Raw genomic sequence first — 17,282 nt, 5'->3', positions numbered from 1 at the left:
ACGTTGGAACGTATCAGACGATTTATTCGCGAGTTGTCCGAACATCAGTGGCTGGAGCAATTACAGCTGCGCAGCTGGGACATTACCCGCGCTTATTATCATGTGCCAGGACAGTATGAGGATCAGGGTGAGTACCCCGAAGGGCAAGATTTTGAGCGTTTTCCGAGCAAACAGGGAACGACTTATTTTTTCAGAACACGTTTGGAGATTCCTGCTACATGGCAGCAAACACCTTATGGGCTTGTATTTGAGACAGGCGGAGAAGGCTTGCTTCGGGTAAATGGGAACTCTTATCAGGGCCTTGACCGCAATCATACCTACGTCACGCTTGATCCATCCAAAGTCGGAAACGCTCCAGAACTGGAGATCGAGATGTTTGATCCGGTACCTGAACCTGTAGACCCGTTGAATCAACAGGCGGTTATTCAGCCGCCAATCACATCAATTACGAGCTTGCTGGTGAGACCCAATGAAGCGGTTCGTAGTCTGATGTATACCGTCATTATTGTCCGTGATTCGGCTGTGTTGCTACCGGAAAGTGACTTTCGGCGGGTTCGCCTGTTAGAACTGGTGTATCGTGCGATGGATCAATTTGTAGGCATGTCAGCAGAAGAGATTGAGCATGGAGAGGGTATTCGTCAGATTGAGAATAATCTGAAGCATCATGTGCGTGAGATTGGTGGAAACGCGGAAGGTCTGGAGCATATGGTGGGACAGTCACATATTGATATTGCCTGGCTGTGGCCTGTACGTGAGACGGTACGCAAAACGAGCCGTACTTTCTCCACCGTGGATGCACTCATGAATGAATATCCGGACTATGTTTATTCCCAGAGTCAACCCTTACTATATGCGTTTCTGAAGGAGCATGATCCCGAGCTGTACGCGCGGGTGAAGCAGCGGATTGTAGAAGGCCGCTGGGAACTGGTTGGCGGCATGTGGGTTGAGCCGGATCTGAACATCCCGAGCGGGGAGTCCCTGATTCGCCAGATGTTATATGGTCAGCGTTTCTATATGGAGGAGTTCGGCAAGACATCACAGATTGAATGGTTGCCGGATACGTTTGGGTATTGTGCCTCCCTGCCACAGATTTTGAAGCATGGCAATGTGGAATATTTCATGACAACAAAGCTCGGATGGAACGACACGAATGTGTTTCCATACGATCTCTTCCACTGGGTGGGCATTGACGGCACACCGATCCTGTCCTACCTCAATCATGGTGTTAACGAGCATACGTTGCCGAAGGACATTCATGATCACTGGCAGTCTTACCGTGAGAAAGCAGCGCATCCGGAGCATATGCTTCTGTACGGACACGGAGATGGCGGCGGTGGCGTAACACGCGAGATGCTGGAGTATGTGGATCGCGCAGACCTGATGGTTGGACAGCCTGCGAGCCGTTATAGCACAGCTGGAGCTTTCTTTGCCGGAATTGAAAAGGAGCAGCCTGTACTTCCGAAGTGGCATGGCGATCTGTATCTGGAGTTACATCGAGGAACCTACACGACCCATGCGCGCAATAAGCGCAACAATCGGAAAGCGGAGGTTCTGTATCGAGAAGCTGAGCTGTGGAACACACTCGCTCTGCCAGATATGGAGGCAGATGCAGAAGCTGAAGTGCGTTCGAATCTGCATGAAGGCTGGAAATTAATTTTGCTGAATCAATTCCACGATATTATACCGGGATCGGCGATTACGGAGTCCTACGTCACTTCGAATGAGGAATATGTACAGGTATTTGAATTGGGCAGAACCGGACTTAATCAAGGCACTGCAGCATTGACAACGGGTATCAACACAGAGGGACCGGAAGGTTCAGTAGCCTATGTTGTATTCAACAGCCTGGGCTGGAAACGGAGTTCAGTCGTTCAACTTCCTGTGCAGGATGGCTTTGATCGCTACGGGATTGATGAAGAAGGCCAGCGACTGCGGCTGGATCGGGAGGATGGCAGCATATCCATTCTCGTGACAGACATTCCGGCGTTTGGATATAAAACGATTTGGCTGGTACCGGAAAATACAAGGGAAACGAATGTACGGGAAATGAAGAACCTTGCCGCACAACCAACCTTTAATGATACATGGGATACCGCCTTTTACCATGTGCAGTTCAATGAACGTGGGGAGATCACCCGCCTGTGGGATAAAACTGCAGAGCGTGAGATGCTGAAGCCGGGAGAACGTGGCAATCAGCTTCATTTCTTCCATGATCGTCCAACGCTATGGGATGCATGGGATATCGACAGTCGTTATGAGGAACAGATTGCTGGCGAAGTGGAACTGTTGGAGAAAAAGCTGGTGCTGGCGGGTACAACGAAAGATGTCCTGCGTTTCCGCTGGAAGCTACATCAATCGGAAATCACACAAGATATCGTCTTTTATCATGACTCACGGCGAATTGACTTCCAAACACAGGTGAACTGGAACGAGAATCACAAACTTCTGAAAGTTGGCTTCCCGATTGATGTGGTGACCTCCAAGGCTACGTTTGAGATTCCATTTGGCACACTGGAACGTCCAACACATCGCAACACAAGCTGGGAGCAAGCCCAGTATGAGGTCTGTGGACATCGCTTCGCGGATGTATCCGAATATGGATACGGCGTGAGTCTGCTCAATGATTGCAAATACGGGTATGACGTGCAGGGAAGCACCATTCGTTTATCCTTGCTGCGTGCACCCAAATGGCCTGATCGCACAGCCGATCTGGGAGAACATGAATTCACGTATTCCCTCTACCCACACGAAGGAGAATGGCGAACAGCACACACCGTACGACAGGCCGCCGAACTGAATCATGAGGTGACGGTACAGCAAGTGAAACAAGTGCAACAAAAGGGTCAGATACAACAAGAGCAGCAGATAGAACAGGTACAGCCAAGCACAGGGACTGGAGTCGATCCACTTGAAGATGCAACGGCAACCGCTGCACATTCTCGTCCAGCTACGGGCTCATGGATTAACTTCAACAGCAGTCACGTGATTCTAGATACCGTCAAAATGGCAGAGGATGGGCACGGAACAGTCCTTCGTTTCTATGAATCGTCAGGCAAACGCGAAAACATCACATTGCAATGGCCATATGCCTTTGAGCAAGCCTATCACTCCAACGCACTGGAAGAACCGATCAAACCACTGGCCCATACCAATGGCCAGATTACACTATCTTTTAAACCTTACCAAATACAAACCGTGCTACTGCGGTAAACCTTTTTGAAATATTTTTGAGCTATACATGTCCAGCTCTTTATTCACACGTTAACGGAGGGGACAGAAATAACCAGAAGAAGCGAAGCGTTCGCCTTTATCCCCAGATTTTACCCTTTAGAAAAGGGAAACAAAAAAATCTGGGGATAACAGCGATCGGAAGGTTATTCTGTCATCGTAGTGGTCTAGTGTGAATGTTCTCAGCTTGATCTTTTATAGCTACACCATTCAATTTGTTTAAGGAGTTGCACTCATCCATGGAACAGTTCAGATTACCCAAAATACCCATGCCACCTGTTGCTTTGCCACAATCCATTCAGGCCGTGCTCGAAGAAGCAGAACAGAAGTTGGCTCACCGACCGAAGCTGCTTCAATTATTCAAAAACTGCTTCCCCAATACCATCGAAACAACAACCAAGTTGATGGAGGATGGCACTACGTTTGTGATCACAGGAGATATTCCGGCTTCCTGGCTGCGTGATTCCGTGGAGCAGGTGGTACATTACATTCCGTTTGCAAAAGAAGACGAGGACCTGCAGCGCATTATTGGCGGGCTGATTAAACGTCATATCCAGTATGTTCATATCGATCCCTATGCCAATGCCTTCAATGAGACGGCCAACGACTGGCACTGGAACACCACGGACGAAACCGACATGTCACCTTGGGTGTGGGAGCGTAAATTCGAGATCGACTCATTATGTTTTGTTGTACGGTTGGCCTATTTATATTGGAAGGAAACCGAGCTGACCGACATTTTCGATTCAAGCTTCAAAGCAGCGATGCGTAAAATCGTGGACCTGTTCAAAGTCGAACAGCATCACATGGAACAATCTCCATATCACTTTACTCGTAATAACGGTATCCCAACAGATTCCCTGCGCAATCACGGAAAGGGTATGCCAGTCAACTACACGGGTATGATCTGGTCAGGTTTCCGTTCCAGTGATGATGTGTGTGATTTCCACTACAATATTCCTGGCAACATGTTCGCGGTTGTAGCTCTGCGCCAAATGCAGGAGTTTGCCGAGTGGGTGTTCCGTGATATGGAACTTTTGCAGGAACTGAAGGATCTGGAGCAGGACGTGGATCACGGTATTCAGCTGTACGGGATTTATCGTCATCCGGAATTTGGACCGATCTATGCGTACGAGACGGACGGTTATGGCAACCACTGTCTCATGGACGATGCGGGTACACCAGGACTGATGTCCATTCCATATCTAGGTTACGTCACAGCAGATGATCCGATCTACCAGAATACGCGCCGCTTCGCTCTGAGCAAAGAGAACCCATTCTACTATGAGGGCAAGGTTGCCAAAGGGATTGGTAGCCCGCACACCCCACCAGATTACATCTGGCATATGGGATTGTCCATGCAGGGACTGACGGCACAGTCTGCCGAGGAGAAACTGGAGATTATTCGCATGCTCGAAGCGACAGATGCAGATACAGGTTATATGCATGAAGGCTTCCACGCAGATGATCCAACGATTTTTACACGAAAATGGTTTGCATGGTCCAACAGTCTATTCTCCCAGTTGGTCTATAAATCCATGAAGGATGGCCTGTTATGAGTATCCAACTTCATGATAAAAAGCTGATTATCTTCGCTGATCCTGCGTTTCCAATGGAAGGTGCTTCTCCAACTCATGAGGCTCTGAATACATGGAAAGCAGTCGAAGAGATCACCGTTGTAAACGCTGAAGAACTTGCAGAGGCTTTGAAGACCACAGCAGGTGAAGGATGTCTGGTCAATCTGCATGCACCCTATTTTCCCAAGTCTGCCTGGACGGAGATTGCAGCTTACTTGCATCAGGGCGGAAGCCTGATCAGTGTTGGTGGTGCGCCCTTCAAACGTCCGGTTCGATATGAGAATGGGGCATGGGTTGTAGAGTCAGAGCAGACCGCGTATCACCAGGAACTCTATATTCATGAGGCGTTGAACGTATCTTCTGCCAATGTGCAATCGTACACTTCATCCGAACAGATCCCGCTTCTCACTGGGAAAGAGGGGCTGTTCGAGAAGGCAGATACATGGAATCTGGTTCCACATACAACCAAAACAAGTGATCTGCCCCACCAGATGGGTTCATCAGGACCGATGAGTACGCAGATTTACCCATTACTTTGTGGCATGAGTAAGGATGGACGCAGTGTTGCCGCTCCGGTCGTTCTGTGGGAAAACTCGCGCGGGACTTTCGTTGGTTCACGTTGGATGTTTGTGCATCTGCCACTGACCACTTCATTCTGGGAGCAGGATGGCGCTGCCGAGATTGTGAAGTGGGCGCAATTCTGTGCGCAAGGTGTAACTGAGCTATCTCTGAAAACGAATTACGCTTCGTATGAGCCAGATGAGCGGGCTGTACTCACACTTCAAGGCCAGATTTTACAGCGAGCAGGCAAAAGGCGTACAGCGTCTGAGCTGTGGACATTCGACATAACAGTGGAGCATGAAGATCGCACAAGTGGCACGACGGAAAAGGTATGGAGCCAGCGAATGGAGATGGAACTTTCCGGTGAGCAGCGCTTTGAACGTATACTTCTCCCGATTTCCATTGAGAGTGGGCTGTATCGGATCGTCTGCCACGCGCAGGCACCTGACGGGGAAGTTCGGACCTTGCGTCAAGGCTTCTGGGGACAGGACGCTGCATTGCTGGCAGAAGGGGAACTGATTACCCGCAGCAGGGACTATTTTGTAAAAGACGGACGTCCTCTCCCTGTTGTGGGCATGACCTACATGACCTCCGATGTGGCACGGAAATTTCTGTTTTTGCCGAATGCGGATGTCTGGGATCGAGATATGGCTCAGATGGCGAAAACCGGCATTAACTGGATTCGGACGGGAATCTGGACCGCCTATCGCAACATGATGCAGGTGGACGGTCATATGGCAGAGGATGTGCTTCGTGCCATTGATGCATTTATTTTAACGGCGAAACGCCACGGCTTACAGGTCACGTTCACTTTCTTCTCCTTTACACCGGAGACATGGGAAGGCACGAATCCGTATTTGGACCCGCAGAGTGTCGAAGCACAGAAACGTTTCATCCGCAGCATCGTCAGTCGTCACACGCATACAACACATGTGGACTGGGATCTGATTAACGAGCCATCCATGTTTGATCCGGTGCGCATCTTCTCCACTGGCCCACGCTCGGCGAGGGATTCATATGAACAGCAGGCTTATATCGCTTGGCTTCAGCAGCGTCATCAGACGATTGAGGCGTTGCAGGAGGCATGGAATATGTCACCGAAGCAGCTTCCGAACTTTGCAGCCGCGGTGATCCCGGAGGCGGAAGAGATTAATTTTGATGTACAGGACATGCACAAGGCCAAAAAAGGAACACGCTGGCTTGATTATTGTCTTTTCTCCATGGAAATGCACAATGTTTGGGCTAGAGAGCTTGTAGGTACGATCAAGGATCTGGTACCGAATCATCTGGTTACCGTGGGGCAGGATGAAGCACTTGGTGCGCAGCGTCCTTCACCTTTCTTCTATGAACGTGAAGTGGATTATACAACCGTGCATTCCTGGTGGTTAAACGATGATCTGATCTGGGACGGCATTTTCGCTAAAACGCCACATAAGCCAAATCTCATTCAGGAGACGGGCATCATGTATGTGGAAACTCCCGATGGGCGAGCCAAACGTTCGGAAGAAGAGCTTCGTGGCATTCTCGAACGCAAGTACGCTTATGCTTTCTCGACAGGCGGCGCAGGGGCGGTGCAATGGATTTGGAATACCAACTTTTATATGGATAATGCCAATGAGTCTCATATCGGAGCCTTGCGTGCAGATGGTACGGAGAAGCCTGAGGCAGAGGTATCTTATGATTTTGGACGATTCATGCATGGCATTCGTGATCTCTTTGAAGACCGCGAGCTGGAGGAGATTGCAGTGGTGTTCCCGTATTCCAATGACTTCTCCAACCGTGCTCTGGCCTATGATGCCACAACGAAGCTGACTCGTGTGATGTCCTATGATCTGAAAATGCCGTTCCGTGCGTTATCCGAATACCATCTGGAAGCGCTGGAGCAGCAACCACCGAAGCTGATCATCGTACCGAGTCCGCACAATATGGACAGTGATGCACTGCATCAATTGCTCACGTTCGCGGAGAACAAAGGCACGAGCCTGCTTATTACAGGGCCGCTGGGACTGGACGCATACTGGAAGGCAACTGACCGGGCCGATCATATCATAGGCAAACGCAGTCTGGGTAACGTGCAGCGGGAGGAATTGCTGAATATTAATGGAGTGAATCACCGAGTCACCTATGGACGGCGTCGTATCGCCGAGGTGGCGAAGGAGACGTTGCTTCATGGGGATAATGATACACCAGATGAAGTACACGTTTTGCCTTTGGGCAAAGGGAAATTAATCTGGACCCCGCTGCCGCTCGAGTTAAACGGACGCGATGAACCACTTGCTGAATTGTATCGTTACGCCACTGAGGTTGCTGGCATCGAACAGGAGTTGGAATGGATATCTGGCGGGGATGTCGCAGGAATCTACGGGCGGAAGCTGAGTTTTCCAAAAGGAAATCTGTATGTATTCGTATCGGAGTTTGCCTTGAACCATGAAGTTCATGTGAGAGATCAACGTACAGGTGTATCGTACTCGTTCCAATTGGAGAAAAATCGTTCTGTGCTGTTTGCCACAGATGCTTCTGGAAACCTGACTGCGGTGTATCGCCCTGATGAGGTTGAGATTGTACAACAAGATGAAAGAGGTGGGATAACACGATGACCAAGAAAAAGAGAGCACATATTATTTCGCATACCCACTGGGATCGGGAATGGTACTTGCCGTATGAGAAGCATCATATGCGTCTTATTCAGCTCGTCGATTCACTGTTAGATCAGCTGGATGAAGGATCAGACTACAAAAGCTTTTATTTGGATGGACAAACGATTATTATCGAAGATTATCTTCAGGTTCGACCGGAGCAGAAGGAACGACTGGAGAAGCATATTCGCAATGGACGGATTGTGATTGGGCCATGGTACATTTTGCAGGATGCGTTTCTGACGAGTGGAGAAGCTAATGTGCGCAACATGCAGGTTGGACATAAGGACGCCAAACGTTACGGCACCCCTTCGAAAATTGGTTACTTTCCCGATACATTTGGATTGGTCGGACAGACTCCGCAGCTGATGCAACAATCGGGCATTGATAATGTGTTTTTTGGTCGTGGTGTGAAGCCTACGGGATTTAATAATACGGTATCGGATGCCGGATATGAATCAAGCTTCTCGGAGCTGATGTGGGAAGGACCAGACGGATCAAAAGTACTCGGTGTATTGTTTGCCAACTGGTACTCCAACGGAAATGAAGTTCCAGTAGACGAGGAATCGGCCCGCAAGTTCTGGGAAACCAAGCTTGCAGACGCTGAGAAATATGCATCAACGAATGAGTTGTTGTACATGAACGGATGTGATCACCAGCCGATTCAACGAGACCTGCCAGAAGCCATCCGTATGGCTGAGCAATTATATCCCGATATCGAGTTTGTTCACTCGAACTTTCCGGATTATCTGGAAGCTTTGAGAGCATCGTCTGAACATGAGTTGTCCACGGTCAAAGGCGAATTGCGCAGCCAGCGTACCGATGGCTGGGGAACTCTGGTGAACACCGCCTCGGCTCGTGTGTATCTGAAACAGATGAACCAGCTGGGCCAGACTATGCTGGAAAAAGTGGCTGAACCCCTGGCATCCTACGCCTATCTGCTTGGATATGCCTATCCACATGATCAACTGACGTATGCCTGGAAAACGCTGATGCAAAATCACCCACATGACAGCATCTGTGGATGCAGTGTGGATGAGGTGCACCGCGAGATGGTGACACGGTTTGATAAGAGCCGTCATGTAGCAGAGGCTTTAATTGAAGAGAGCACCAGCCAGATTGCTACAGCTGTTGATACCTCCATCTTTGAGCGTTACGGCGAAAATGCCCGGCCTGTTGTGGTGTTTAATACAACGGGGTGGGAACGTAGCGGTGTAGTTCAGATGGAACTGGACGCGGCTCGGTTGTATTTCCGGGATGAATATACATTGGAGGAAATGGCGGCACAGATGAAAGCCGTTGACCTGTCAGACCGCATACTGGTAGATGAAGATGGTAACCACATTCCATGTATGGTGGAGGATCTGGGTCTGCAATTTGGCTATGATCTGCCGGATGATCGCTTCCGTCAGCCGTATAGTTGTCGGCGAGTACGTATTCGTTTTGAAACAGAAAATGTAGCTGCATTTGGCCTGAAAACCTATGCATTGATCAACGTTGCGGATGATGCTAAGAGTGGTACTCCATCGAAAACGACTACGCTGTTGCGTGGTGAACGTGGTATGGAAAATCAATATTTGATCGTCACAATTGCTGACAACGGTTCACTCACACTCACAGATAAACGAACAGGCCGGACTTACAAAGATCTTGGCGTGTACGAAAACGTGGGCGATATAGGCAATGAATACATGTTCAAGCAGCCAGAGAACGAAGTGGCGCGAACAACACACGAGCTTCAGGCCGAGATTCGGGTCCTTGAGGATACATCATACTTGGCCTCGTTCGAAGTGATTCATCATTGGGAAATACCGGAGTCAGCAGATGAGATGCTGGATCAGGAACAGCGAGAACTGATTTATTATCCACATCGCAAAGCCCAGCGTTCAGCGAAAATGATTCCACTTCAGATCCGTACTGTTATATCGCTTAGTCGTAGTGGAAAAGGCGTCCAGATGGAAACAACCTTCAACAATCAGGCGAAGGATCATCGGGTACGCGCCCTTTTCCCAACGGATCTTGTATCTGCTGTTCATCATGTGGATTCCATGTTCGAAATTGCAACGCGTGATAACAAGCCTGCACCAGAGTGGCAAAATCCAAGCAATACACAGCATCAACAGAATTTTGTGGATGTGAGTGAAAAGGACGCCGGATTGGTTGTTGCCAATCTGGGCCTGAATGAATATGAAGTGCTTCAAGATGGGCGTAACACGATCGCCGTAACGCTGCTTCGTTCTGTGGGCGAACTTGGAGATTGGGGCTTGTTCCCGACACCAGAAGCACAATGCCTTGGTGAACATACATCTAAAATCGAGATCATTCCGCATGATGGAAATGGTGCAGCGTCAGGTGCATATATTGAAGCCTATCAGTTCCAGGTTCCTTGGACGCTGGCACAAACCGAAGTACATCCGGGTTATCTGACACCTAACAACACACCGTTTGCATGGAAAGGAGACGGCTTGGCTTTTTCATCACTCAAGGTGAATGAAGATTCCAGTGATGTGATGCTCCGCTGGTTCAATATGACCACTGACTCTGCCACGTTGAAGCTTGCAGCATCACAAGCGAATCCACAGCCATTCGAAACGGCATACAAAAGCAACATCCTGGAGGAAGAGGGCGAAAGGCTTCATGCCCGCAGCATAGAAGAGGCATCAACATTATCATTTGCCAACAAGGAATGGAACATACAGACAGGTTCATGCGAGATCGTTACTGTCGGCTTGCGCCGCTGATAAAAGTTGTTTAAAGAGTCGAAAAACAGACTTTTGAACACACACTAAAAGGTACAGGACTGCAAGTGTACAATAAACTAGGCATTACGTACGTTGGCGGGAGGGTTACGCTATTTACCAGATGTATCTGTTGAGTTATTGGTTGTTTTTCTATAGAATGAACAGTAGAATTGCTAATGATCGAAAGTACCTATGCCATCAAGATGGCCATGGGTACACTTCAATTGTTCATTCTATATTGAAACATTAAGGGGGCTTGAAGCCATGGAATCCTTGGGAGGACTGCTTCAGCAGCTGAACCCTGCCTTTCGTGAGCAATCGCGGCGGATTGCGGCGGAATTGATGGAAAATCCGTACGTACGCGAATTCCGCGCAGGTCATCCTGAACTTCAAGATGCACAGCTCATGACCGATCTGAGCAAGCTGTTTCAGTACGCCAAAGACTCTAAGAACTGTGCGAATTGTCCGGGACTCGACAACTGTCCTAACGATTTTCAGGGCCACTTTTGCAAACTGGAAGTAGAACATTTTAACGGTAAACCCGAAATTATAGATATAAAAGCACCTTGTTCCAAACATATCGCCCGGCAAAATGAACATATCATTAAGCAACGCATTCGCAGTTTCTATGTGGATGAGCGTGCGCTCAGTGCCGGATACAACGACGTGGAGATCATGGGCAAGGATCGGATGCGTGCTCCGGCAGTGAATCAGGTGCTTCGTTATATTAGGGAGACCAAGGAGAATGGATTATCTCCGCAAGGACTGTTTCTGGAAGGAACATTCGGGACGGGTAAGACGTTCCTGATGTGTTATCTGCTGCATGAACTGGCGGTTGCAGGCCACACGGGTGTCATTATTTATATGCCTGACTTTGTGGAGGATCTGAAATCCATGATCAGTGAAGGGCAGAAGCTGAAGGAAATGACGGATATTTTGAAAAGTTGTGATCTGCTCATCTTTGATGATATCGGGGCAGAGAATCTGAACCCTTGGGTTCGGGATCATGTGATGGGGTCTATTTTGAACTATCGGATGAATCGTAAACCAACGTTCTATACGTCCAATTACAATCTGGATGGGCTGGAAAAACATCTTAGTTTCACCAATCGGGACGGCGAGGAATCGAATAAAGGCCAGCGTCTCATGGACCGGATTCGTCCATTCGTGGATGTCATCTCCGTTCGGGGTGAGAATCAGCGCGGTAAACGTTAAAGCGATCTAATTGAACGAAACGGTTCTGGACAAGGTTAATCTTCAAATTATCGGTGGAGCTTTTGATTTAGAAGCTCAGCTGATTGCAATCAAAAGCTACAGTAGTCCCAAAAAAAGCCTGGATTTCGCAATGTCGCGAAAACCGGGCTTTTCTGGTCCTGCGTGAGCCTGAGCAACCTATTCGGTGAGAAATTTGAAGATAACCATACCGAAAAAGATCACTGTCATCAGGCCGGCCATGCCGGCAACACCCGCGATCAGATCAAATAGATCGTTGCGGGGTTCCTCGTTCACATGTTCACGCGGGTCGCTGATCCGCACATTTGCATCCATGTTATTGCCTCCTTATGGGGAAACAGCTTGCCCGTATTGGGGGCTGAAACCCGGAGTAATTTTAGTATACTTGGAAAAGAAAGCGTTTGTAAAGATTTTGCAGTTAGTATGCCACATCCTGTAATTGTGAAGATTTGATGTTGGGAAGATGAACATTGCAGCGTTCAATTCACAAGTTTGACGTACCTGTGTTATACTGGAAGTGTCGTTCACGACGTTACAGGTTAAAATAAACCGTAAGTATATATAAGGAGGACAATTTCATGGCTATTGTTAACGTATCCGATCAATCCTTCAACGCTGAAGTAGAAGGCGAAGGAACGGTTCTTGTTGATTTCTGGGCGCCTTGGTGTGGTCCTTGTAAAATGCTCGCTCCAATCCTGGAAGAGCTGTCCACAGAAGTTGGCGATGCAGTGAAAATTGCTAAAGTTAACGTGGATGAAAATCCGGAATCTGCTTCCCGCTTCGGCGTAATGAGCATTCCAACTTTGATCTTCTTCAAAGACGGTCAACCAGTAGATAAAGTGGTTGGTCTGAACTCGAAAGATGCGCTCAAAGGAATTATCGCAAAACACCAATAATTTACAGGCTTACACATACGCCTCCGGTTTACATGCCGGGGGCGTTTTGCGTCGAATACCTTTATGTAGGACAATATAAAGTATACTATTTATATAAAATGAAACTGGAAATTTACATGTTTAACGAAGAAGACAGAAATGAGTGTAGAAGCATACCCGTTGCAATTTTATCCGAGTTTCACCTTTAATATGTTTTGGACTAATTACTCACACAATAGCGGAGAGAACAGAAAAAACCTGAAAAAGCGAAGCGTTCGCCTTTATCACCGGATTTTCCCCTTGTAAAAGGGAATCAAAAAAATCTGGGGATAACAGCGATTGGAAGGTTGTTCTGTTATCGTAGTGTTCGTGTGAATTATTTGTAACGTGAGGATTTCAGCTTTTTCGGGAAGGAGGATTCACAGAATTATGGATCAATTCATGAATGATTTGCAGGATCAGGAGAAGGCATTGGAGCAGATTCGTCACAAACTCGCTTTGCTGCCAGACATGTCTGGATGTTACCTGATGAAGAACAGTGAAGGCACCATTATTTATGTGGGTAAGGCTAAAGTTCTAAAGAACCGCGTACGCTCTTATTTTATCGGCAGTCATAACGGAAAGACCCAGCGTCTGGTGTCTGAAATTCGTGATTTCGAATATATCGTGACGGGCAGTAACATGGAAGCACTCATTCTGGAGTGTAACCTGATCAAGAAACATATGCCGCGGTACAACGTGTTGCTTAAGGATGACAAGACATTCCCATATCTTAAAATTACAAATGAAAAGCACCCCCGGCTGGAAGTAACCCGGCGTGTGCTGAAAGATAAAGCCAAATATTTCGGACCTTATCCGAACTCATATGCGGCACACCAAACGAAAAAATTGCTCGACCGGATGTATCCACTGCGCAAATGTGGTGTAATGCCCAAAGAAGTCTGTCTGTACTATCACATGGGACAGTGTCTTGCCCCTTGTGTGAAGGAAGTGGAGAAGGAGCAGTACGACCAGATTTCCCAAGAGATTGGTTCATTTCTGAGCGGTGGTCACGAAGAGATCAAGAAGGATTTGCAGCGTAAGATGCAGGAGGCCGCGGAAGATCTTTATTTTGAACGAGCCAAGGAACTGCGCGACCAGGTGATCGCCATCGATGCGATGATGGAAAAACAGAAAATTACGATGGCCGATGCCAGAGACCGTGATGTATTTGGTTTTGCCATTGATAAAGGCTGGATGTGTGTCCAGATTCTATATATGCGTCAGGGTAAAATGATTGAACGTCACGTATCAACCTTCCCGTTTTACGGTGAGGCGTACAGTGATTTCATGTCTTACGTAACACAGTATTACAGCGATAATCCGGCATTGCCACAAGAAATTTTGTTGCCGGAAATGCCCAAGGATCTTGCAACGGATAACGACAGTTTGGATACAGTATCTGATGCTGAGGGATCGGTGCCTGCCGCAGTTACGGTAGAGTTCGATCAGACGGGACAAGTAGAGCACAGTAACGCTCCCCAAACAATGGTTGCTGAGACTCGTGCAGCTTACGGAGGTTCCGCTGAGGCAGAAGGTGAACAACCTGATAGTGTGCAAGAGGATGCTCCAATAACGGATACAACTGCTTCAACTGAAAAGCTTCCATCAGGACTGGAAGATCCAACTCAGGTTGCTGCTGCTTTACAGGAGTGGTTGGAGATCAAAGTGCTCATCCCGCAACGTGGATTGAAACGTCAGATGATCACCATGGCTGTGGATAACGCGCGTGTGGCATTGGAAGAGAAGTTCCGTTTGATTGAGCGAAATGAAGAACGTACATCGAAAGCTGCTGAAGGACTGGGACGTTTTATTGGATTGGATCAGCTTCACCGTATTGAAGCGTTTGATAACTCGAACATCCAGGGTACAAACCCGGTATCTGCCATGATCGTATTTACCGATGGTAAACCGGATAAGAAGGAATATCGGAAGTACAAGGTCCGTTCGGTTGAAGGGCCGGATGATTATGAAACGATGAGAGAGGTCATCCGTCGCCGTTACGAGCGGGTATTAAAAGAAAACCTGACCCAGCCTGACCTGATTGTGGTCGATGGTGGTAAAGGACAGATCTCGGCTGCGGTCGATATTTTGGAAAATGAGCTGGGGCTGTTTATTCCGGTATGTGGTCTGGTGAAGGATGCGAAGCATAAGACTTCACAGTTGATGATCGGTAATCCACCGGAAGTCATCTCCCTGCCTCGGGATAGTCAGGAATTCTACCTGTTGCAGCGGATACAGGAAGAGGTCCACCGTTTTGCGATCTCGTTCCACCGGGAACAGCGTGGAAAATCAATGGTGACATCACGTTTGGATGCCATTCCGGGTATTGGAGAGAAGCGGCGTAAGCTGCTGTTGAAGCATTTTGGCTCTTTGCGCAAAATAAAAGAGGCCAGCGTCGAAGACTTCCGGCCTCTATCTATTGGTGACAAACTGGCAAATCAGATTATTGCAGCACTTCGGGATGAGGAGTCGTAACATACGGCTTCTCTTTTTGTTTTGGATTGAATTTGTAGACCACATATCCAACGATGGCCGGCAGTACAATCCAGAAGAGTCCGGCAGCCATATTCAGGGCATCGCCCATAAACACCAAGCTGAGTCCCATAAGCAAGCTGTCGAAGATCACATGCGCGAATACAACGGCAATGAAGCCGTGACGCAGCATGATCAGACTGAACAGCAATCCAATCACCATCAGTTCAATGGGACGGGTGATTACTGGATAGATCGGATACAATGTGTGTCCAAGTGCCCAAATGATGGTTGGAATCAGACAGGCAATAAACGTGTTACGCACAATCTTTTGCATCATGCGAATGCCGAACAGTCGATAGACAGTTTCTTCACCAATACCGGCCATCCAGGCCATGATCGGGAAGAGCCAGGCATAAGTCATATTAAATGTAGATTGATCTGCTGACGTCGTTGACCATGTGCCAATGCTTCGCTCCAGAATGAAGAACAGGATGGATTGCACACCCAGTAGAATGAATGCCCACAGGTAACCAGCATACATACTGTGAAGTACATATTTTCCATATCCGGGTTCTTTCGCACGAGGCCATGGGTTCAGACCTATTTTACGCCACATGCCGTCACCGGCAACAAGGGACAGATAGATGGTTGCACTCATGACGAGCGTAATTCCCGCCTGCATTAACATCAGGAACGCTAACATGAAGCTGGAGAGCCCTTGTGCCTGAAAGAGTGGAATCATGTTCAGTGTACCAATTACCGAAGCTGCGAAATACACCAGCGAGAGAATGATCCCGCGTTTGAAAGACGTATGTGCTCGGGTCAGAATGCTATAGATGATTGCCAGCACGCCCAGAACAAAGGTCAGGAATGCATAACCACCATAAGTCATCCAATTGGCTTGGCGCGTTTGATCTTTCACATAGTCGGTATGGGATTCCGGGACCGAGAAGCCAGGATCGAAGGATCGTACCGCCCCCTCTTCAAACGTAAAATTCAGTTCAAGCTTGGAGTCTCCAATGGCTTTTTCAGAATCCACATACTTCAGTCCCGCTTCACCATCGCGAGTCTCCAGTTGAAGCGCAGGTACTTCATAACCGAATTCGGTCAGAACGCCAGCCGCCAGCTGTTGTTTCTCGTCCAGCGATATATTGCCTTCAGCAAGTGCTTGCGATGTGGTCACTCGTCCACTAACCTGCTCCGCCTCAATGGCGGTATAGAGAGAAGAAGGCAGTTCCCGTTTGAAGCCGACTACTTTTCCTGTTTTCATATGTACGTCAACATTAAGATATCCGCCTTTGTGTTGATCAGGCAAACGAACGCGGAATACATCGTAAGGATAGCTTGTTTCCCATTTCTGGTTATAGGTATCAAGTTGTTTGGTTTTGGCCATATACCCGTAGATATCCGAATGTGTCTGGTAGGTTACCAGGGTTTTTTCATCATCATTTGGCAGTGTATAGTCATTCACAGAAGCTGCAAATGATCGTGCGGATTGCTTCGCCTGCTCCTTGGTTATGAAGGATGTGGACGAAATTTCTGTCGTTTGTGATGAGGTAGCAGGAAAGATCTGAAATACAAAAAATAGAATCAGGCCAATCGCCGCAAGCAACCCCAGCCGCTTGAAGTTAGCCTTGAGTTGCAAAGGCTGCCCTAAGGGATTCATATGATGGTGTTCCTCCTTAATCTAATATGGATATTAAAGTTAACATAGCACAGGCCAAGCACCGAATGCCAATGATGTAACGAAAACAGGTGTAAATCCTTGAAAATGAATGAAAAGGACCGAAAGAATCTGATCCATCCGTCGCCATATCTGAGTTCTTCCCTTTTTGGCTGAATTCGATGCTATTTACACAAAAAACGTTTTGTCTACAAACGTCGCAGCGCTTATAATTTTGAAACAAATGTGCA

The 17,282-nt window shown here is 47.9% G+C and carries 9 protein-coding genes; 7 read left to right on the top strand and 2 right to left on the bottom strand.

What is annotated here, in order from left to right:
* Positions 1–3: 3 nt before the first annotated feature.
* The 5 genes from MKY44_RS23250 to dnaI all read left to right on the top strand — a co-directional run bounded on the left by MKY44_RS23250 (position 4) and on the right by dnaI (position 11,958).
* Positions 4–3,210, top strand: coding sequence for an alpha-mannosidase (locus tag MKY44_RS23250; protein WP_341008798.1), 3,207 nt, complete (start codon positions 4–6; stop codon positions 3,208–3,210).
* A 257-nt stretch (positions 3,211–3,467) separates the two neighbouring features.
* Complete coding sequence (locus tag MKY44_RS23245; protein WP_341008796.1) at positions 3,468–4,787, top strand: glycoside hydrolase family 125 protein; 1,320 nt, start codon at positions 3,468–3,470, stop codon at positions 4,785–4,787.
* Entirely contained in the window at positions 4,784–7,963 is a 3,180-nt protein-coding gene (locus tag MKY44_RS23240; protein ID WP_341008794.1) for a beta-galactosidase, read from the top strand. Before MKY44_RS23245 ends, MKY44_RS23240 begins: the two co-directional genes overlap by 4 nt.
* Positions 7,960–10,743 carry an alpha-mannosidase gene (locus tag MKY44_RS23235; RefSeq protein WP_341008792.1) on the top strand — a complete coding sequence of 928 codons (2,784 nt, stop codon included), beginning with the start codon at positions 7,960–7,962 and terminating at the stop codon, positions 10,741–10,743. Before MKY44_RS23240 ends, MKY44_RS23235 begins: the two co-directional genes overlap by 4 nt.
* 264 nt (positions 10,744–11,007) lie before the next feature.
* On the top strand, positions 11,008–11,958 hold the full coding sequence (dnaI, locus tag MKY44_RS23230; protein WP_062837925.1) for a primosomal protein DnaI: 951 nt from the start codon (positions 11,008–11,010) through the stop codon (positions 11,956–11,958).
* A 177-nt stretch (positions 11,959–12,135) separates the two neighbouring features.
* Here dnaI and MKY44_RS23225 read toward each other — a convergent pair whose 3' ends face one another.
* On the bottom strand, positions 12,136–12,291 hold the full coding sequence (locus MKY44_RS23225) for a hypothetical protein (protein ID WP_017692450.1): 156 nt from the start codon (positions 12,289–12,291) through the stop codon (positions 12,136–12,138).
* 263 nt (positions 12,292–12,554) lie between these two features.
* On the opposite strand from MKY44_RS23225, the gene trxA reads away from it, so the two are divergent.
* Entirely contained in the window at positions 12,555–12,872 is a 318-nt protein-coding gene (gene trxA / locus MKY44_RS23220) for a thioredoxin (RefSeq protein ID WP_017692451.1), read from the top strand.
* Positions 12,873–13,280: 408 nt separating this feature from the next.
* Positions 13,281–15,368: an excinuclease ABC subunit UvrC gene (uvrC, locus tag MKY44_RS23215; RefSeq protein WP_341008790.1), complete on the top strand. Its 2,088-nt coding sequence runs from the start codon at positions 13,281–13,283 to the stop codon at positions 15,366–15,368.
* Here uvrC and MKY44_RS23210 read toward each other — a convergent pair.
* Positions 15,337–17,034: a CPBP family intramembrane glutamic endopeptidase gene (locus MKY44_RS23210; protein WP_341008789.1), complete on the bottom strand. Its 1,698-nt coding sequence runs from the start codon at positions 17,032–17,034 to the stop codon at positions 15,337–15,339. The two genes, uvrC and MKY44_RS23210, sit on opposite strands and share 32 nt — an antisense overlap.
* Positions 17,035–17,282: the final 248 nt, after the last annotated feature.

This window comes from Paenibacillus sp. FSL R7-0026 (genome assembly GCF_038004485.1).
Taxonomy (GTDB): Bacteria; Bacillota; Bacilli; order Paenibacillales; family Paenibacillaceae; genus Paenibacillus; species Paenibacillus xylanexedens_A.
This window is presented reverse-complemented; position numbering and strand designations above follow the sequence as displayed.

Coding starts and splice junctions, on each gene's coding strand:
- MKY44_RS23235 (WP_341008792.1), top strand. CDS start 7,960: ATGACCAAGAAAAAGAGAGCACATATTATTTCGCATACCCACTGGGAT.
- uvrC (WP_341008790.1), top strand. CDS start 13,281: ATGGATCAATTCATGAATGATTTGCAGGATCAGGAGAAGGCATTGGAG.
- trxA (WP_017692451.1), top strand. CDS start 12,555: ATGGCTATTGTTAACGTATCCGATCAATCCTTCAACGCTGAAGTAGAA.
- MKY44_RS23240 (WP_341008794.1), top strand. CDS start 4,784: ATGAGTATCCAACTTCATGATAAAAAGCTGATTATCTTCGCTGATCCT.
- MKY44_RS23225 (WP_017692450.1), bottom strand. CDS start 12,291: ATGGATGCAAATGTGCGGATCAGCGACCCGCGTGAACATGTGAACGAG.
- MKY44_RS23245 (WP_341008796.1), top strand. CDS start 3,468: ATGGAACAGTTCAGATTACCCAAAATACCCATGCCACCTGTTGCTTTG.
- MKY44_RS23210 (WP_341008789.1), bottom strand. CDS start 17,034: ATGAATCCCTTAGGGCAGCCTTTGCAACTCAAGGCTAACTTCAAGCGG.
- dnaI (WP_062837925.1), top strand. CDS start 11,008: ATGGAATCCTTGGGAGGACTGCTTCAGCAGCTGAACCCTGCCTTTCGT.